Source organism: Microbacterium sp. CIAB417, assembly GCF_022788845.1.
Window position 1 is genome coordinate 357,006 of record NZ_JAHZUT010000003.1, and the last position, 18,716, is coordinate 375,721.

The 18,716-nt window shown below is 67.6% G+C and carries 17 protein-coding genes; 12 read left to right on the forward strand and 5 right to left on the reverse strand.

What is annotated here, in order from left to right:
- The first annotated feature begins 82 nt into the window (after window positions 1-82).
- Window positions 83-436, forward strand: a complete 354-nt coding sequence (locus KYX17_RS14055; RefSeq protein WP_243227601.1) for a sulfate permease — start codon at window positions 83-85, stop codon at window positions 434-436.
- On the opposite strand, the gene KYX17_RS14060 is transcribed toward KYX17_RS14055, so the two are convergent.
- Window positions 342-2,669 carry a family 65 glycosyl hydrolase domain-containing protein gene (locus tag KYX17_RS14060; protein ID WP_243227602.1) on the reverse strand — a complete coding sequence of 776 codons (2,328 nt, stop codon included), beginning with the start codon at window positions 2,667-2,669 and terminating at the stop codon, window positions 342-344. The two genes, KYX17_RS14055 and KYX17_RS14060, sit on opposite strands and share 95 nt — an antisense overlap.
- Before the next feature lie 128 nt (window positions 2,670-2,797).
- Here KYX17_RS14060 and KYX17_RS14065 point away from each other — a divergent pair, with 128 nt between their 5' ends.
- The 6 genes from KYX17_RS14065 to KYX17_RS14090 all read left to right on the forward strand — a co-directional run bounded on the left by KYX17_RS14065 (window position 2,798) and on the right by KYX17_RS14090 (window position 8,199).
- Window positions 2,798-3,430, forward strand: coding sequence for a YesL family protein (locus KYX17_RS14065; protein ID WP_243227603.1), 633 nt, complete (start codon window positions 2,798-2,800; stop codon window positions 3,428-3,430).
- Between the two features lie 187 nt (window positions 3,431-3,617).
- Entirely contained in the window at window positions 3,618-4,955 is a 1,338-nt protein-coding gene (locus KYX17_RS14070) for an ABC transporter substrate-binding protein (RefSeq protein ID WP_243227604.1), read from the forward strand.
- A 79-nt stretch (window positions 4,956-5,034) separates the two neighbouring features.
- Window positions 5,035-5,877, forward strand: a complete 843-nt coding sequence (locus KYX17_RS14075) for a carbohydrate ABC transporter permease (RefSeq protein ID WP_243227605.1) — start codon at window positions 5,035-5,037, stop codon at window positions 5,875-5,877.
- Window positions 5,874-6,710, forward strand: coding sequence for a carbohydrate ABC transporter permease (locus KYX17_RS14080; RefSeq protein WP_243227606.1), 837 nt, complete (start codon window positions 5,874-5,876; stop codon window positions 6,708-6,710). Before KYX17_RS14075 ends, KYX17_RS14080 begins: the two co-directional genes overlap by 4 nt.
- Window positions 6,711-6,735: 25 nt before the next feature.
- Window positions 6,736-7,800 carry a LacI family DNA-binding transcriptional regulator gene (locus KYX17_RS14085; RefSeq protein WP_243227607.1) on the forward strand — a complete coding sequence of 355 codons (1,065 nt, stop codon included), beginning with the start codon at window positions 6,736-6,738 and terminating at the stop codon, window positions 7,798-7,800.
- 30 nt (window positions 7,801-7,830) lie between these two features.
- Window positions 7,831-8,199 (forward strand): hypothetical protein, encoded by a 369-nt coding sequence (locus KYX17_RS14090; RefSeq protein ID WP_243227608.1) that lies wholly within the window; start codon window positions 7,831-7,833, stop codon window positions 8,197-8,199.
- 66 nt (window positions 8,200-8,265) lie between these two features.
- Here the strand turns inward: KYX17_RS14090 and KYX17_RS14095 are convergent, their stop codons facing one another.
- Window positions 8,266-8,820 carry a TetR/AcrR family transcriptional regulator gene (locus KYX17_RS14095; protein WP_243227609.1) on the reverse strand — a complete coding sequence of 185 codons (555 nt, stop codon included), beginning with the start codon at window positions 8,818-8,820 and terminating at the stop codon, window positions 8,266-8,268.
- 146 nt (window positions 8,821-8,966) lie between these two features.
- Between KYX17_RS14095 and KYX17_RS14100 the strand changes: the two genes are divergently transcribed.
- On the forward strand, window positions 8,967-11,414 hold the full coding sequence (locus KYX17_RS14100; protein WP_243227610.1) for an MMPL family transporter: 2,448 nt from the start codon (window positions 8,967-8,969) through the stop codon (window positions 11,412-11,414).
- 68 nt (window positions 11,415-11,482) lie between these two features.
- On the opposite strand, the gene KYX17_RS14105 is transcribed toward KYX17_RS14100, so the two are convergent.
- Entirely contained in the window at window positions 11,483-12,706 is a 1,224-nt protein-coding gene (locus tag KYX17_RS14105) for an MFS transporter (RefSeq protein WP_243227611.1), read from the reverse strand.
- Window positions 12,703-13,137 (reverse strand): MarR family winged helix-turn-helix transcriptional regulator, encoded by a 435-nt coding sequence (locus KYX17_RS14110; RefSeq protein ID WP_243227612.1) that lies wholly within the window; start codon window positions 13,135-13,137, stop codon window positions 12,703-12,705. Before KYX17_RS14110 ends, KYX17_RS14105 begins: the two co-directional genes overlap by 4 nt.
- Before the next feature lie 79 nt (window positions 13,138-13,216).
- Between KYX17_RS14110 and KYX17_RS14115 the strand changes: the two genes are divergently transcribed.
- Window positions 13,217-14,401: an acetyl-CoA C-acetyltransferase gene (locus KYX17_RS14115; protein WP_243227613.1), complete on the forward strand. Its 1,185-nt coding sequence runs from the start codon at window positions 13,217-13,219 to the stop codon at window positions 14,399-14,401.
- Window positions 14,402-14,421: 20 nt separating this feature from the next.
- On the opposite strand, the gene KYX17_RS14120 is transcribed toward KYX17_RS14115, so the two are convergent.
- Window positions 14,422-14,679: a hypothetical protein gene (locus tag KYX17_RS14120; RefSeq protein ID WP_243227614.1), complete on the reverse strand. Its 258-nt coding sequence runs from the start codon at window positions 14,677-14,679 to the stop codon at window positions 14,422-14,424.
- Window positions 14,680-14,793: 114 nt separating this feature from the next.
- Between KYX17_RS14120 and KYX17_RS14125 the strand changes: the two genes are divergently transcribed.
- The 3 genes from KYX17_RS14125 to ilvD are packed head-to-tail and all read left to right on the forward strand — an operon-like array spanning window position 14,794 to window position 18,714.
- Window positions 14,794-16,200, forward strand: a complete 1,407-nt coding sequence (locus KYX17_RS14125) for a trehalose-6-phosphate synthase (protein WP_243227615.1) — start codon at window positions 14,794-14,796, stop codon at window positions 16,198-16,200.
- Entirely contained in the window at window positions 16,197-16,961 is a 765-nt protein-coding gene (otsB, locus tag KYX17_RS14130) for a trehalose-phosphatase (protein WP_243227616.1), read from the forward strand. The genes KYX17_RS14125 and otsB overlap by 4 nt, the downstream gene beginning before the upstream one ends.
- Before the next feature lie 46 nt (window positions 16,962-17,007).
- A complete protein-coding gene (gene ilvD, locus KYX17_RS14135; RefSeq protein WP_234075230.1) occupies window positions 17,008-18,714 on the forward strand; it encodes a dihydroxy-acid dehydratase in 1,707 nt (568 codons plus the stop codon).
- Window positions 18,715-18,716: the final 2 nt, after the last annotated feature.

Sequence of the window (18,716 nt, forward strand, 5' to 3'; positions counted from 1 at the left end):
CCCTCGGGACAAGGCCCTTCGGGGCGATCATCCACGTACTGCCTCCTCGACGGAGAACTACGTGTGATGAGAGGCCAGAACAATGCTTCGACTGCTCTGGGCGGCGAGCGTCCGCATCCGCTACTTCCTGCGGCGCTACATGCCCACCAACATCCTGCTCGACCTGATCCGCACCCGGCGCGGGCTGAAGTGGGGCATCCCCGCCATGCTCCTCGCGGCGCCCTACCTGCTCGCCGCGAGCATCTGCACCAGCATCATCGAAGACGGCGGCCCCGGCTGGCTCAACCTCCTCGTGCTCCTACTCATCTGGAACGCACTCAAGTTCATCTGGATCGGCCCGGTCAGCCTCGTGCGAGCGCGATCTCAACTTCGCCGTGAACCTGGTGCGGCCGACCCGCGACCTCGACATCGAGCTGATCGCCTGACCGCAATGTGAGCGTAAGAGTCGTCGCCGTCACACGCACACCCAGCACACGGCCCCGGAATCCGATCGTGAACGAGAAACCGTCCCAGTCGTCGGGGCAGAACGGGCGGAAGGAGAGCACCCCGTTGCGCACGCGCATGCCGGCGAAGCCCTGCACGATCGACAGCCACGCGCCGCTCATCGACGTGATGTGCAGGCCGTCCTCGGTGTCGTTGTTGTAGTTGTCGAGGTCGAGACGCGCCGTGCGACGGTACAGCTCCATCGCCTTGTCCGGGCGACCGATCGACGACGCGACGATCGAGTGGATCGACGCCGACAGCGACGACTCATGAACGGTCATCGGCTCGTAGAAGTCGAAGTTGCGACGCAGAGCGTCGGGTGTGAAATCGTCCTCGAACAGATACATGCCCTGCAGAACATCCGCTTGCTTGATGAAGCACGAGCGCAGAATCCGGTCCCAGGACCAGTTCTGGTTGATGGGACGCTCGGTGACGGGGATCGTCTCGACGCTGCGCAGGTCCTTGTCCAGAAACGTATCGTGCTGGACGTTGATGCCGAGCTCGGCATCAACCGGCAGATACATGTGCTCGGCGATCGTCTGCCACCGCTGCTGCTCGGCGGGTGCCACACCGAGGGCCGAGGACCGTTCGACGGGCAACTCTCCGAGGGTCTGCGCGGTGTAGCGCAGCACCCAGGCGGCGAGGTAGTTGGTGTACCAGTTGTTGTTGACGTTGTTCTCGTACTCGTTGGGACCGGTGACGCCGTGCAGCATGTACTGCCCGCGCGCCTGCGCGAAGTGCACGCGGTCGGCCCAGAAGCGGCTGATCTCCACGAGCACGTCTATCCCCGGTCCCTCGAGATATGTCCTGTCGCCCGTGTACTCCGTGTAGGTGCGGATCGCGAAGGCGATCGCGCCGTTGCGGTGGATCTCCTCGAACGTGATCTCCCACTCGTTGTGGCATTCGACGCCGTTGAAGGTCACCATCGGGAACAGAGCGCCCGCCAGCCCCTGCTGCCGCGCGTTGTGCTGCGCCTCGGGGAGCTGATCGTGACGATACGTGAGCAGGGCGCGCGACACTGCGGGCTCCGACACGGCGAGGTACAGCGGCAGCAGGTACGCCTCGGTGTCCCAGTACGTCGCCCCGCCGTACTTCTCGCCGGTGAAACCCTTCGGTCCGATGTTGAGGCGGGAATCCTCGCCGTAGTAGGTCGAGAAAAGCTGGAAGAGATTGAACTGGATCCCCTGCTGCGCCTCGTCGTCGCCCTCGATGCGGACCTCGGCACGGGCCCAGCGCTGTTCCCACGCCGCCGTGTGCGCAGCCAGGTGCTGGTCGAAAGTGGATGCCGCGGCGGTCTCCAGAAGGCTCGTGACCGTGTCGCGGTGCGCGTTCTCGTCGACGTCGCGGGTTGTGACGACGGCGGTCGTCTTGACGAGCTCCACCGTGGTGCCGACGGCGAGGGTACCGGTGTAGCGCTCACCGACCTCGAGGTGCCGATCGATGATGCCCGCGTGCTCGAGGCCCACTGCTGCGTTTCGCATCGCGGCGGTGACCGTGTACTGGGGAGTGCCGAACGAGTTGGGCACGGTGCGCATCGACAGCTGCGGATCGCCGGCCGGAATGCGCACGACCTCCTCCCAGAAGCTCTCGCCGTAGTTGGAGTCGAGATTGTGGACGTTCCCGTCCAGTCGTGGAGTGAGGGTGACCTTGGGGGTGCCCTCGCGCGCGGTGATACGGATGCGCTGCAGACACAGCTCGGGGGTGACGAGTGAGAGGAACCGCTCGAAGTGCAGTCGCACGACGGAGGTGCCCACGCGGTAGTCGAAGGAGCGTGTCAGCAGACCATTGCGCAGATCGAGCCGAATCGACGCATCGTGGTGATCTCCGTCGTGCAGGTCGACGCGCTCGCCATCGACCGTGATGCCGACGGCGATGATGCCGACCGCATTGATGACCTTGCCGAAGTACTCGGGGTAGCCGTTCTTCCACCAGCCGACCCGTGTCTTGTCCGGAAACCAGATCCCCGCGATGTAGGTCCCGGGGTGCGTGTCGCCGCCGTAGCCCTCTTCGAAGTTGCCGCGCATACCCATGTGCCCGTTGCCGATCGACGTCATCGATTCGATGACGCGCATCGCCGCATCGTCCAGCCGCGTCGTCGTGATCGCGTACGGCTCGACGTCGAACATCCGCTCGCCCATGAACTCACCCTTCTGCTCCGGCAGGCATGTCTGGGTGCAGCCGTTCACGCCGGAAACGTATCCGGTCAGCGAGGCTACTCCTCTTCGTCGCCAAGTGCACGGCTCGCGATAGGCTGGTGTCGATCTCGACCGGGATCACGGGGTCTCGACCGGGATCGCGGGGTGAGGAGGGTGTCGTGTTCGGCCGGCTCTTCGATCGCGCCGCACCGCTGTGGCGTGCGGCATCGACGCTCGGCGACATCATCGTCGTCAACGTGCTGCTGATGCTCACAGCCCTCCCGATCGTCACGCTAGGCGCGGGGCTCACTGCTGCATACGATGCCGCGCGGCGCCTGCAGGCAGACCTCGACGACGGAGCGGCCAGGACGTTCTGGCGATCGTTCCGCGCGAATCTCGCTCAGTCCACTGCGATCTGGGCGGTCGTCGGATCGATCGGAGCGGCGCTTCTGGCGAGCTGGATCCTTCTGCCGATCCCCGAGCTCGCGGTGATGAAAACCCTGTTCACTGCTGTTTATCTGCTGATCTTCCCGTTCGTGTGGGCACTGCAGGCGCGGTTCGAGAACACCATCGGTCGCACACTGCGCAATGCGGCGGCGCTCGCGATCGCGCGGCTGCCGTGGGCCGGGGGAGTGCTCGTGATCCAGGCGGTCGTGCTTGCGGTGACGATCGCGACGTGGGTCTTCGTGCCGCAGGCCGTCGTGCTCCTGCTGCTCCTCGGGTACCCCCTCGCCGTCTGGGCATCGGCGCCGCTCATCGAACGTGCGCTGGCTCCGTTGCTGCCGGCACCCGAGCCGGAGCGCGCGGACTGAGGGCTCCGTTCCAACCGAGATCGGATCGTGACCATCGGGTCGTCCCTGGCGCGCTTGCGCGCCGCGGCGGCCGCGCGTACTGTGTTGCTCGCTAGCGAAATCGTTTCCGGAATTCGGCCCCAGCGGTGGAGCAGCGATGCGACGCCGCGTCAACGGCATCAATCCAACGAAGGAAAGGCCCACAATGATGATCACGCGCAGAACGGGGAAGCTGCTTGCCGCAGGTCTGGCGGTGACCGCACTGGCCGGCGCCTTGGCCGGTTGCAGCGCAGGCAGTGACGGCGACAGCTCGGCCGACGGCAAGGTGTACTACCTCAACTTCAAGCCCGAGCAGGCGGAGGACTGGAGCGCCCTCGCGGCCGAGTACACGAAGGAGACCGGCGTCCAGGTCGACGTGCAGACCGCAGCGTCGGGCACGTACGAGACGACGCTGAAGTCCGAGATGGCCAAGAGCAACGCGCCGACGTTGTTCCAGGTGAACGGTCCGGTCGGCCTGGCCAGCTGGAAGGACTACGCGTCCGACCTCACAGACACTGCGATCTACGAGCACCTCAATGACCAGTCGGTGGCGCTGACGAACGACGATGGCGCTCCTGTCGCGATCCCGTACGTGCAGGAGACCTACGGCATCATTTACAACAAGAAGCTCGTCAACGACTACATCGCGCTGCCGGGTGCGGCGATCACGAACGTCGACGAGATCGACAACTTCGACACGCTGAAGGCGGTCGTCGAGGGTATCCAGGCGAATAAGGACGCGCTCGGGATCGAAGGCGCCTTCACGTCGGCCGGCTTCGACTCTTCGTCCGACTGGCGCTTCAAGACGCACCTCGCGAACATCCCGCTCTATTACCAGTTCAAGGCCGACGACGTTAAGGGCCAGCCCGCCACGATCACCGATGAGTACCTCGACGGCTACCAGCGGATCTTCGACCTGTACATCGACAACTCGACGACCGAGCGCACGCTCCTCTCCAGCAAGACCGGTGAGGACGCGAACGCCGAGTTCGCACTGGGCAAGGCCGTGTTCTACCAGAACGGCACGTGGGCGTACAACGACATCAAGGGCCAGGCCGTCGCCGACGAGGACCTCGGCATGCTCCCGATCTACATCGGCGCCGACGGTGAAGAGAACCAGGGTCTGACGACCGGCTCGGAGAACTACTGGGTCATCAACAACGAGGCATCCGAAGCCGACCAGCAGGCGACGAAGGACTTCCTCGAGTGGGTCATCACCTCCGACACCGGTCGTGAGTCGCTCGCGAACACGATGGGCTTCGTCACACCGTTCGATACATTCGCCGACTACCTGCCCGCTAACCCCTTCATCCAGGCGGATGCTGCGTACACCGCGGCCGGGAAGACCGCCGTCACCTGGAACTTCACCGTCATGCCCTCCGAGGAGTGGAAGAACGGCGTCGGCCAGGCCCTGCTGCAGTACGCGCAGGAGACGGGCGACTGGGACGGGGTCGTGACCGCGTTCGTCGACGGCTGGGCGACCGAGTACGACCTCACCAACGGTTGATCCCCTCACCGTGCCGCGGGGTCCCGAGCCCCGCGGCACGGTGGCGCGAGCCGCGCGCCACATTCAAGGAGCACTCATCATGAAGAAATCCCTCGCACGCTGGGGGTGGCTGTTCACCGGCCCGACCGTCGCAGCGTTCATCATCGGATTCGTCGTCCCGTTCGTCCTCGGCCTGTACCTCTCGTTCACCGAGTTCCGCACAGTGACCCGCAGCACGTGGGTCGGGTTCGACAATTACCTCAAGCTGTTCGGCGACGACACGTTCGCGCACTCGCTGTGGTATACGGCCGCCTTCGCGATCGTGACGACGATCCTCATCAACGTGTTCGCGTTCGCGATCGCCTATCTGCTGGTCAAGCAGTTCCGCGGCAAGAACACCTTCCGCTCCGTATTCTTCATGCCGAACCTCATCGGCGGCATCGTGCTCGGCTACATCTGGCTGCTGTTGCTCAACGGCGTGCTGGGGATGTGGGCCCGCTCGATCACCTACAACGAGACCTACGGCTTCTGGGGAATGGTCATCCTCATGTGCTGGCAGCAGATCGGCTACATGATGGTCATCTACATCGCCGGGCTCCAGTCGATCCCCACCGAGATGCTCGAGGCGGCGGAGATGGATGGCGCATCGGCCGGCCGTCGTCTGCGCAGCGTAATCATCCCGCTCGTGATGCCCTCCATCACGGTGTGCACATTCCTCACGATCACCAACGGCTTCAAGATGTTCGACCAGAACCTCGCGCTGACCAACGGCGCCCCCTCGCGGCTGTCCGAGCTGCTCGCGCTCAACATCTTCAACACGTTCTACGGACGCACGGGCTTCGAGGGCGTCGGCCAGGCCAAGGCGGTCGTCTTCCTCATCATCGTCGCGGTCATCGCTCTCGCTCAGAACCGCTTCGCCCGTTCGAAGGAGGCGGCAGTATGAACGACAAGCCGCGCCGCCCCTGGCTGTGGACGACGGTCTTCGCCGTCATCGCACTGGCCTACCTGTACCCGATCGCCCTCGTCGTCATCAACTCGTTCAAGGGCAAGGTCTACATCGCCTCCGAGCCCTTCGCGTTGCCCACTGCTGACTCGTTCGTGGGCTGGGAAAACTACCTGCGCGGCATCGAACTGACCGACTTCATCTCGTCGTTCGGTTGGTCGCTCGTGATCACGCTGGGTGCCGCCGCCCTCATCCTCACGGGCACGTCGATGACGGCCTGGTGGATCGTTCGGATGGACAACCGATACGCGAAGACGCTCTACACGAGCTTCCTGTTCAATCTCGTCGTCCCCTTCCAGATGGTGATGTTCACCCTGTCGTGGCTCGCCGACTACCTCGGCTTGAACAACCCATTCGGCCTGTGGATCATCTACCTGGGCTTTGGAGCCGGACTCGCGGTGTTCATCTTCACGGGCTTCGTCAAGGGCATCCCGTACGAGATCGAAGAGGCCGCCACGATCGACGGGTGCGGCCCCGTACGCACCTTCTTCCTCATCGTCGTGCCCATCTTGAAGCCCGCCATGATCACGGTCGCGATCCTCGAGGTGATGTGGCTGTGGAACGACTATCTGCTGCCGTACCTCACTCTCGACCTCAAGCACTACAAGACGATCCCGATCGCCGTGCAGTATCTCAAGGGCGGCTACGGTTCGGTCGACATGGGTGCGATGATGGGTGTGCTGGTCCTGGCGCTGATTCCGGTCATCGTCTTCTACCTCGCCAGCCAGAAGCACATCATCCGAGGTGTCGCCGCAGGCGCCGTCAAGGGGTGAACGCCCGCACCGAGGAGGCTGCGCCATGCCCGAGATGACCATCAAGGAGCTGGCGCGCATCTGCGGAGTGGCCGTATCGACGGTGTCGCGGGCGATGAACGACCGCTCCGATGTCAATCCCGAGACTCGCGCGCGGATCCGGGCGGCGGCCGAGCAGTACGGCTATGTGCCTAACTCGAGCGCGAGGCGCCTGAAGATCGGCACCACCAAGACCATCTCGGTGTTCATCCAGGGCGAGTTCGGCCAGCTGCTGGTCGAGGTTCTGCAGCAGCTCGAGCTCGCATTCGCACAGGCCGGGTACGACACGACGATCTCGCATGTCGCCGATCCTGAGCATGCGAATGCCGGCACCGTCGAACGCATCGTGCGCGAGGGGAAGTTCGGCGGCGTGGTGTTCCTCGGCCGCTACGGCAGCGCCGACCGTGAGGCATCCGCTCAGCTCAGTCGGCGCCTGGCCGGGATCGACGTGCCGATGGTGTTCTGCACGACGCCCGACTACTCGGGGACCGCGGCGCTGCACTCGTCGATCTCGGTCGACGACCATGCCGGGGCGCGTGAGCTGACCGCCCACCTCATCGCCCTTGGCCACCGGCGCATCGCGTTCCTCGGCGCGGGGGCCGAACCCGACCGGGAGCACGCCTGGGCGCTACGGCTGGCCGGGTATCGTGCGGGGCTGAAGGATGCCGGGATCGCGCCGGACGAGGCCCTCGTCGCGGCATCTGCGATCGAGGAGCAGGCCTACACGATGCGCAACGGCTACGAATCGGTCTCGCGATGGCTCACCACCGCGCCGACGGATGTCACGGCGCTCGTGGCCGTGTGCGACGCGGCGGCGATCGGCGCGAGCCGGGCGCTCAGCGAGGCCGGACTCTCGGTGCCCGGTGACGTCTCGCTCGTGGGATTTGATGGACTCGATATCGCGAACTACTTCGTGCCGCGGCTGACGACGATCGTCCAGCCCGTGGCCGAGATCGCGAAGAGCACGGCCCGCGTGCTGCTGGCGACGATGGACGAGCCAGGGCGGGCGATCGAGCAGGTCTGGATCCGTGGGCGGCTCGTGCCCGGAGACTCCGTGCGCCCCCGCCCCTGACCAGGGGTCAAGCGCCTCCCCAGGCCAAGGTTGACGGACTACACCTGCCTCCAGACACAGAAGGAGCTACGTGCTGCGTGGTTCTCTGCTCCCGCGAGCTTCGCGCGCCTGGCGTCGAACGAGCAGTGGGACTTGTTCGGCTATCTCTGTATTGAGCACGGCATGTCTGAGGACTGGCTGCTGACCTATCGTCGCGAAGTGAGCAGGGTCAACGCTCGTTCGGGACTGCCGCCGTCCCGCCCTCATCCTCGGCCTTTCGTTCTCATCCGAACGGTGCTCTCGATGTCGATCCAGATCGAGATCGACGGCGTGCTTCCGTGGCGAGGAGCGCTGCAGACCAGCGGCAGTCAGTTGATCGGCGAGACGGTCGCGCGCGATCGGAGCGCGTCGGCCCGATGACGCGCGTTCCTCCCCGGGTAGCTGCTGCGTGACGGCGTCGCGCGGGTGCCGCTGACCGCCGCCGCATTACGCCGAGGGACGGTCGAGGGGGCCGAACAGAGCCTGCCAAAGCCACTGCGTCGCCGTCTCGAGCGGCGGCAGTGGCTCGCGAGCGAGCCACGCGGTGATGACGCCCAGCGCGCTGCCCGTCACGCTCGCTGCGACGACGTCGACCGGGAGCCCGTCGAACACCGACGGCGCCCCCTCGCGCACCGCGTCGCCCACGATGCCCTGCACGCGCGCGCGCAACTGCGCCGCGACGGCGAGTGAACCGTGCTCGCCGAGCACGAGCCGGTAGAGGTCGGCGTTGTCGGCGATGTGTCGCAGGTACGTCGTGAGCTCGGCGGGCGGCTGGCTGATGTCGCGCGGGTCGGCCGAACGGATGATGCGGCTCGACACGTCATCGACGGCCGCCTCCAGCGCATCGGCGAGAAGCTGATCCTTGTCCGCGTAGTGCTGGTAGAAGCTGCTGCGGTTCACCCCCGCCTCGGCCGCGATGTCGGCCACGGTGATCGCGTCGAGCGGACGCTCACGGGCGAGATCGAGCAGCGCGTTCTGCAGACTCGCTCTCGTGCGCGCCACGCGGGGATCCATCCCGCCATCTTGTCAGAGTGACGGAGCGCTGCTGGGAGTTCTCCGACACGTGATGGGTTTGCAACACGTGTCGGATATCCTCGACGAGGCTCGATGGTGCGCCGCCTCCCACCCACCCCTCGGAAAGGCACGTCGTGGCCCAACTCCTCTACCGGCTGGGGCGCTTCTCGGCGCGCCGCGCCTGGATCGTCCTCGTCGCCTGGGTGATCGCCCTCGGCGTCGCGGCGGGATCGTTCGTCGCCTTCGGCGGCACGCTCGCCACCTCCTTCAGCATTCCCGGCACCGAGACGGAGCGCGTCAACGACCGCCTCGCCGACGCCCTTCCCGACCTCACGGGGGCCAGCGCGCCCGTCGTGTTCCAGACGGACGGTCAACCGTTCACCGACGCGCAGAAGGAGGACATCTCCTCGCTGTTGAAGGACGTCGCCGATATCGACGGCGTCGCGGGCACGGTCGACCCGTTCCAGACCGAGGCGCAGCGCGCCGACCAGGCCGCGCAGCTCGCGTCCGGCGCCGACCAGCTCGCCCAGGGCGAGAGCCAGTTGGATGCGGCGCAGCAGCAGCTCGATGCGGGCAAGGAGCAGCTGGACGCCGCCATCGCACAGGCGCAGGCCGCGGGTGTCTATGCACAGGCCGAGGCGCAGTTCGCGGCCCAGCAGGCACAGATCACCGCGGGTCAGGAGCAGATCGACGCGTCGCGCGCTCAGCTGGAGGCGCAGAAGCCGCAGCTCGAAGCGGGTCAGGACCTGCTCGACGCCGCATCCGGGATCCGCACCGTCTCCACCGACGGCGCCACGGCGCTCGGCAACGTGGCATTCACCGAAGACATGTTCTCGTTGCCGCAGGAGACGAAGACAGCGGTCGCCGACCGCCTCAAGAGCGCTGACATCCCCGGCGTCAGTGTCGACTACTCCTCGACGATCGCCCAGTCGACCGACGGCCTCATCGGGGTCGGCGAGCTCGTCGGTGTGCTCATCGCGGCGCTCGTGCTGGCGATCATGATGCGGGCTCTACTTCCCGCCATCACGCCCCTGATCGGCTCGCTCATCGGCGTCGGCGTCGGTGTCGCCGGATCCCTGGCGTTCTCCGACGTGGTGGACATGGCGTCCGTGACCCCGATCCTCGGTGTCATGCTCGGTCTCGCCGTCGGCATCGACTACTCGCTGTTCATCGTGAACCGCCACCGCAAGCAGGTGCTCGCCGGCATGGACATCGGCGAGTCGATCGGCCTGGCCAACGGGACGGCGGGCAACGCCGTCGTCTTCGCCGGCACTACCGTGATCATCGCCCTGGTCGCGCTCCTCGTCACCGGTGTGCCGTTTCTCGGCGTGATGGGTGTCGTGGGCGCGGCGTGCGTGTTCGTCGCCGTCCTCGTCGCCATCACAGTCACGCCCGCCCTGCTCGGGCTCATGAAGCTGCGGGTGCTGCGCCGCGGGCTGCGCGCGAAGGTCGGGCATCCTGATCACGCGCCGGCCGAGCTGCGGCCCATGCGCACCGGACGCGTGGTCGCCGCGGGCGCGGTCGCGATCATCGCTCTGCTCGTCATCGCCATCCCCGCCCTGTCGATGCGTCTCGGACTGCCCGATGGCTCCTCGGAGGCCACCGACACGACCCAGTACCGCGCCTATACGGCGGCGACCGAGGCATTCGGTGCCGGCGTCAACGGCCCGCTGCTGGTCGTTGCCGAGACGCCGCAGACGGTGGAGGAGAGCGATCGCGTCGCGACGCAGGCCGACATCGTCCGCACGCTCATGGCGCAGGACGACGTGGATGCGGTCGCCCCGATCGCGGTATCGGATGACGGCAAGACCTTCGCGTTCCAGGTGGTCCCGCAGGACGGGCCCGCCAGCGAGTCGACTGAGACGCTCGTGCACGACCTGCGCGCCCTCTCGCCGCTCGACGGCGACATCGAGCTCGGCGTGGCGGGCCAGGCGTCGGCCAACATCGACGTCTCGCAGAAGCTCGCCGACGCGCTGCCCGTCTATCTCGCCGTGGTCGTGGGCCTCTCGCTCGTCATCATGGTGCTGGTGTTCCGGTCGATCCTGGTGCCCATCATCGCGACCGCGGGTTACGTGCTGTCCCTGTTCGCCGCGCTCGGCGCCGTCACCGCGATCTACCAGTGGGGCTGGCTGAGCGACGTGTTCGGCGTGCACGATCCCGGACCGGTGCTGAGTTTCGGACCGATCATCCTGATGGGTGTGCTCTTCGGACTCGCGATGGACTACCAGCTGTTCCTCGTCTCGGGCATGCGCGAGGCGTACGTTCACGGCGCTCCGGCACGCGCGGCGGTCGTTGCGGGCTTGCGGGGCGGGCGTGCGGTGGTCACGGCCGCGGCGATCATCATGATCTCCGTCTTCGGCGGCTTCGTCTTCAGCCACCTCGCGATGGTGCGTCCGATCGGCTTCGGGATGGCGATCGGTGTGCTCTTCGACGCGTTCATCGTGCGCATGGTGATCGTTCCGGCGCTCATGCACCTGTTCGGGCGCGCGGCGTGGTGGCTGCCGCGCTGGCTCGACCGCATCCTGCCCGATGTGGACGTCGAGGGCGCGGCGCTCGAACGCGCCCACCCCGTGCAGCACTGACTCTGCCGACACGAGAGAAGGGGGTGTCCACCGGATGGTGGGCCGCCTCCTTCTCTCGTATGCGCGTGTCAGGCTGCATCGCCGACGAGGACGGCGACTCCCTCTTCGGCCGCATCCGCCGGGCGCTCGTCGATGCGACGCAGAGCGCGGCGCCCGAGGGCGATGGTCAGCGCAGCGATCACGATCGACGCTGCGGCCACCAGGTACGGCACCGTCGCGTTCGACGCGTGCCACAGCCATGCGGCCAGCGGCGGGGCGGCGGCCCCGCCGAGGAAGCGGACGGCCGAGTAGGCCGAGGATGCGACCGCGCGGGGGAGATCCGTGGCCTCCATGACCGCCTCCGTCAGCACCGTGTTCATCACGCCCAGAAGAAGGCCGCCCACGACGATGCACGTCACCAGCGCGGCGGAGCTTGCGACGAGGATGCCGCCCACGACGAGATCGATCGCGAGCAGTGGCAGAACGACGAGCATGACGCCCGAGCGGGTGAACCGACGCAGCAGCATCGGCGCGACCCACACGCTCGTGATCGCCAGGGCGACGCCCCATCCGAAGAACGTGAAGCCGATGCCCATCGCCCCGAACCCGAGCGGGAACGGCGAGAAGGCGAGGAGGGTGAAGAAGCCGATGTTGTAGAACAGGGCCGCTACCGCGAGCACGGCGAGGGCCGGCTGTCCGAGCGCGCGGAACGGCGCCGACAGCGGCACGGGGGAGCGCTTCTCCTTCGGTCCGCGCAGCAGCACGGCGACCGCGATGAACGCGATGGCCATGAGCGCGACGACGCCGAAGAACGGTCCGCGCCAGCTCACCTCGCCGAGCAGGCCGCCGAGCAGCGGACCCACCGCGATGCCGACGCCCAGTGCGGCCTCGTACAGCACGATCGCCGCGGAACTGCCCCCGCTGGCGGCTCCGACGATCGTCGCGAGCGCCGTGGAGATGAACAGGGCGTTGCCCAGACCCCATCCGGCCCGGAAGCCGATGATGGCGTCGACGCTGCCGGACAGTGCGCTGAAGAGCGAGAAGACGACGATGAGCGCGAGACCTGCCAGGAGGGTCGCCTTCGCTCCGATGCGGCTCGAGATCCAGCTCGTGACCAGCATCGCGAGGCCCGTCACGAGCAGGTAGCTCGTGAACAGCAGCTCGGTCTCGACCGGGGTTGCTTCGAGCGACTGCGCGATCGCGGGAAGGATCGGGTCCACGAGGCCGATGCCCATGAACGCCACGACGCACGCGAAGGCGACCGCCCATACCTGGGCGGGCTGGCGCCAGACGGATCCTGTCGCGCCGCTCATCGTGCCGCTCCTGCGAAGGCGTCGGTGCGCGACATCAGGATGCGGGATGCGTGCTCGAGCGCGGACCACTCCGCATCGTCGAGATCGGTGAACAGCGGCTCGAGCGCCTCGCCGAGCTGCGTGCGCCACGCATCCATCGCCTCCGAACCGGCCCGCGTGATCGAAACGATCGTCACGCGCGAATCCTCCGCGTCGCGCTCGCGTTCGACCAGGTGGAGGTCGGCGAGCTGGCCGACCAGCCGAGTCATGCCCGGCTGGGTGGTGCGGCTCAGCCTCGCCAGGTCGCCCACGCGCTGTGGCCCCTCCTTCTGCAGGATGCTGAGCGCGCGCCACTGGGCGGCGGGGGCATCATTCTGCGTCGTGACGGCGGCGACGCGGGTCAATGCGTGCGCGGCGACGACGATCCTCTCGATGGCTTCGGCTTTTCGCATAATCAAAGTATATACCTGCGGTATGTAATACAGGCGGGAGCAGCGGACGGCCGGCGCGGCACCGCCGTAGGCTGGGGGGATGACTGTCGACGACATCGTGATCGTTGCCGCCGCCCGCACGCCGCAGGGGAGGCTGAAGGGACAGCTCGCGTCGATTCCCGCTCCCCAGCTGGGTGGGATCGCCATCCGCGGCGCTCTGGCGCAGGGACAGATTCCCGCATCCGCCGTCGACGCCGTTCTCGTGGGGCAGGTGCTTCCGGCCGGTACCGGTCAGAACCCGGCCAGGCAGGCGGCGATCGCCGCGGGCCTCGGATGGGACGTCCACGCCGCCGGCGTCAACAAGGTCTGTCTGTCCGGACTCACCGCCGTCATCGACGCCGCCCGGATGATCCGTTTTGGCGATGCATCCGTCGTCGTCGCGGCGGGCATGGAGTCGATGAGCCGCGCGCCGCATCTGCTGACCGGCTCGCGCGACGGGTATGCGTACGGCAGTGTCGAGGTGCTCGACCACATGGCCTACGACGGTCTCACCGACGCGTTCGACCGCGTGAGCATGGGCGAGTCGACCGAGCGTCGTAACGCCGACTACGACGTCACGCGCGCCGAACAGGATGCGGTCGCCGCACGCTCGCACCGCCGCGCGGCCGCCGCGGTGGAGGCAGGCCTGTTCGACGCCGAGATCGTCCCCGTCGAGGTCCCGCAGCGCCGGGGTGAGCCCGTCGTCGTCACGCGCGACGAGGGAATCCGCGCCGAGACCTCCGAAGAGGTGCTCGCGAAGCTGCGTCCCGCGTTCGTCGAGGGCGGGACCATCACGGCCGGCAACTCGTCGCAGATCTCCGACGGCGCATCAGCGGTGGTGCTCACAACGCGCAGCCACGCCGACGCGCAGGGGTGGAAGGTGCTGGCCGCGCTCGGTGCGAGCGGTCAGGTCGCCGGCCCCGACAACTCGCTGCATGCGCAGCCGGCGCGCGCGATCGCCCGGGCCCTGGAGCGGCAGGGGCTCGCCGCATCCGATCTCGATCTCGTGGAGATCAACGAGGCCTTCGCCGCGGTCGTCGTCCGCTCGCAGCGCGAGCTCGGTCTCTCCGATGATGTCGTGAACCCGCAGGGCGGCGGCATCGCCCTCGGGCATCCGATCGGCGCCTCGGGCAACCGTCTCGTCGTCCACGCCGTGCACGAACTTGTGCGACGCGGATCCGGCACTGCTGCGGTCGCGCTGTGCGGCGGCGGTGGTCAGGGCGACGCGCTCATCCTCGTGCGCTGACGACCGCGCGGCGCCGACTCTCAGCTACGCAGGCGCTGGCGGAGCAGCTTCGTCTCGTCCCCCGAAACGGGGGAGTCGCCGGCGGCCACGTGACCGCGCTTGGCTCGGAAGGTGTCGACGATCGCACCGATCGCGAGGGCGAGTGTGATGCCCCAGCTGACCCACGCCAGCGCCGTCCGCCACGTGAAGGGCTCCTCGTTGTTGCGCAGCCCTCGAAAGAGCGTCGCGCCCCCGAGAAGGGCGCTGAACAGACCGGAGCCGAAGAGGTAGGAGCGCATGAGCCCACGCTATCGCGGGAGGATACCCCCTCGCTCGGGGCTTGCGCGAACCCCTGGAGGACCTGCACGCCGCTGTTAGCCTGAGTGGCATCCCGAGAGACCAGGAGTGCTCGCGTGCCCCAAGCAGAGTTCGTCGTCGTCGCCAATCGCCTTCCCGTCGACCGAGACGCCGACGGCGGGTGGCGCCGCAGCCCCGGCGGGCTGGTGACGGCGCTCGAGCCGGTGATGCGAAAGAGCGACGGCGCCTGGGTCGGCTGGGCTGGCAAGCCCGACCTCGAGCTCGAGCCGTTCGACGCCGATGGCACGCACCTCGTCCCGATCACGCTCAGCGCCGAAGAGGTCGAGCTGTACTACGAGGGCTTCTCGAACGACACGATCTGGCCGCTTTACCACGACGTGATCGCAGCTCCCCGGTACCGTCGCGAGTGGTGGAACGCGTACGTGGCCGTCAACCGCCGTTTCGCGGAGGCCGCCGCAGAGGTCGCGGCCGAAGGCGGCACGGTGTGGGTGCAGGACTACCAGCTGCAGCTCGTGCCGCAGTTCCTGCGCGAGCAGCGCCCCGATCTCACGATCGGCTACTTCCATCACATTCCGTTCCCCGCATACGGTCTGTTCTCGCAGCTGCCGTGGCGTCGTCAGGTGCTCGAAGGACTCCTCGGCGCCGACGTGATCGGTTTCCAGCGCGTGGCGGATGCGGGCAACTTCGCCCGCGCGGTGCGCCGCCAGCTGCGCTATGAGACGAAGTCGACGGGGATCAAGGTTCCGCAGGCCGACGGCTCGGTGCGCGTGGCTCTCGCCAAGGCGTTCCCGATCTCGATCGACGTGGCCTCCTACGTCGAGCTGGCCGGGCGACCCGAGATCCGGGCGCGCGCCCGCGAGATCCGCGAGGAGCTCGGCAATCCGCGCCACATCCTGCTCGGCGTCGACCGCCTCGACTACACCAAGGGCATCCGCCACCGCATGAAGGCGTTCGGCGAGCTGCTGCAGGATGAGCGGCTCTCGGTCGAGGACGTGACCCTCGTCCAGGTCGCGAGCCCGAGCCGCGAACGGGTCGAGACGTATCAACAGCTGCGGGACGAGATCGAGCTCACCGTGGGGCGCATCAACGGCGACTACGACACGATGGGTCACACCGCCATCCGCTACCTGCATCAGGCCTTCCCCAAGGAAGAGATGGTCGCGCTCTACCTGGCCGCCGACGTCATGCTCGTCACGGCGCTCCGAGACGGCATGAACCTGGTCGCCAAGGAGTACGTCGCGAGTCGCATCGACAACCGCGGCGCGCTCGTGCTCAGCGAGTTCGCCGGGGCGGCGGACGAACTCGGCAGTTCTCTGCTGGTGAACCCCCACGACATCCAGGGGCTCAAAGACACGATCGTCCGCGCGATCGAGATGACGCCGGCCGAGCAGGGGCGACGGATGCGGGCGCTGCGCCGCCGCGTACGCGAGCACGACGTCGAGGACTGGTCACGGGAGTTCCTGGCGGCCCTCGCAGGAATCCGGGGGAGCGGCACGGCGTGAGCGATCTGGAGAGCCTCGCGCGCACCCCGCGGCTTCTCGTCGCGCTCGACTTCGACGGCACGCTCTCGCCGCTCGTGGACGAGCCGATGTCGGCGCGGATGATTCCCGCGGCACGCCGTGCGCTGGATGCGCTGGCCGCGCTGCCGGCCACCGACGTGGCACTGGTGTCGGGGCGGTCGCTGGCGGATCTCCGCGTGATCAGCGAGCACACCGACGACTCGCTGTTCCATCTCGCCGGCTCCCACGGCGCCGAGACCTGGCATCCGGGTGCTCGCGAGATGCCGGACGACGCCGCCGATCGCGCGGATCGCGCGCTTCTGGACGAACTCGTGCCTGAGGCCGAGCGGATCGTCGCGGACATTGAGGGCGCGTGGGTCGAGCCGAAGGCCTTCGGGCTCGGCCTGCACACCCGCCTCGCCCAAGCGGATGCGGCGCAGACCGCCCAGCACGACATCGACGCCCTCATGGCTGAACGAGCGCCGGACTGGCGACGGCGCACCGGGCGCGACATCCTCGAGTTCGCGTTCCGGCACGAGGGCAAGGATCAGGCGGTCGCGGCGCTGCGCGAGCGTCTCGGCGCGACGGGGGTGCTGTTCGCGGGCGATGACGTGACCGACGAGGACGCGTTGCGTGCGCTCGGCGACGACGACCTGGGCGTGCACGTCGGCGCGGGCGACAGCGCCGCATCCGTGTCGGTCGAAGACCCCGAGGCGCTGGCAGCGCTCCTGGACCGGCTGGCCGGGCTGCGTGCCGAACGGTGACCGTTCCACGACCGTGACAGGCGCCGGGCCGCAATAGACTGCACAGGTGAGCCACCCCGACGAAGCGATCGACATCAAGCCGCGCAGCCGAGCTGTGACGGACGGCATTGAAGCCACCACCTCCCGAGGCATGCTGCGTGCCGTCGGCATGGGAGACGAGGACTGGGACAAGCCCCAGATCGGCATCGCCTCCAGCTGGAACGAGATCACCCCCTGCAACCTCAGCCTCGATCGCCTCGCGCAGGGCGCGAAGGAGGGCGTGCACGCCGGCGGCGGTTACCCGCTGCAGTTCGGCACGATCTCGGTCTCCGACGGCATCTCGATGGGGCACGAGGGCATGCACTTCTCGCTCGTCAGCCGCGAGGTCATCGCCGACTCCGTCGAGACGGTCATGATGGCCGAGCGCCTGGACGGCAGCGTGCTGCTGGCCGGCTGCGACAAGTCCATCCCCGGCATGCTCATGGCCTCGGCCCGCCTCGACCTGTCGAGCGTCTTCCTCTACGCGGGTTCGATCGCGCCCGGCTGGGTCAAGCTCAGCGACGGCACCGAGAAGGATGTCACCATCATCGATTCGTTCGAGGCCGTGGGAGCGTGTCTCGCGGGCAAGATGAGCGAGGCCGACCTCAAGCGCATCGAGTGCGCGATCGCGCCCGGCGAGGGGGCGTGTGGCGGCATGTACACCGCCAACACCATGGCCTCCGTCGCTGAGGCGCTCGGTCTCAGCCTCCCGGGCAGCGCCGCGCCGCCCTCCGCCGACCGCCGCCGCGACTACTTCGCGCACCGCTCGGGCGAGGCCGTCGTCAACCTGCTCAAGCTCGGCATCACGACGCGCGACATCCTCACCAAGGAGGCGTTCGAGAACGCGATCGCCCTGGCCATGGCGCTCGGCGGCTCGACCAATGTCGTGCTTCACCTGCTCGCCATCGCGCGCGAAGCCGACGTCGAGCTCTCGCTCCACGACTTCAACCGCATCGGCGACAAGGTTCCGCACGTCGCCGACATGAAGCCGTTCGGTCAGTACGTCATGAACGACGTCGACCGCCACGGCGGCATCCCGGTCATCATGAAGGCGATGCTCGATGAGGGACTGCTGCACGGCGACGCCCTCACCGTCACCGGCAAGACGCTGGCCGAAAACCTGCGCGAGCTCGACCCGGATCCCATCGACGGCACCGTGATCCACACCTTCGACAACCCGATCCACGCGACCGGCGGCATCACGATCCTGCACGGTTCGCTGGCTCCCGAAGGTGCCGTCGTGAAGACGGCCGGCTTCGACGCGGCGGTGTTCGAAGGACCCGCCCGCGTGTTCGAGCGCGAGCGCGCAGCGATGGACGCGCTGGAGGCGGGGGAGATCCGCGCCGGCGATGTCGTCGTCATCCGTTACGAGGGACCCAAGGGCGGCCCGGGCATGCGCGAGATGCTCGCGGTGACGGCCGCCATCAAGGGCGCCGGCCTCGGAAAAGATGTACTACTCTTGACGGACGGACGATTCTCGGGCGGCACAACCGGCCTGTGCATCGGCCACGTAGCACCGGAAGCGGTGGACGCAGGTCCTATCGCTTTCGTGCGCGATGGTGATCTGATACGGGTCGATATCGCGGCTCGCTCTCTCGACCTACTCGTCGATGAGGCCGAGCTGAGCTCCCGCCGCTCTGGCTGGGAGCCGCTTCCCCCGCGCTATACCCGTGGCGTCCTGGCCAAGTACTCGAAGCTCGTGCGTTCGGCTGCCGAAGGCGCCGTCACCGGGTAACT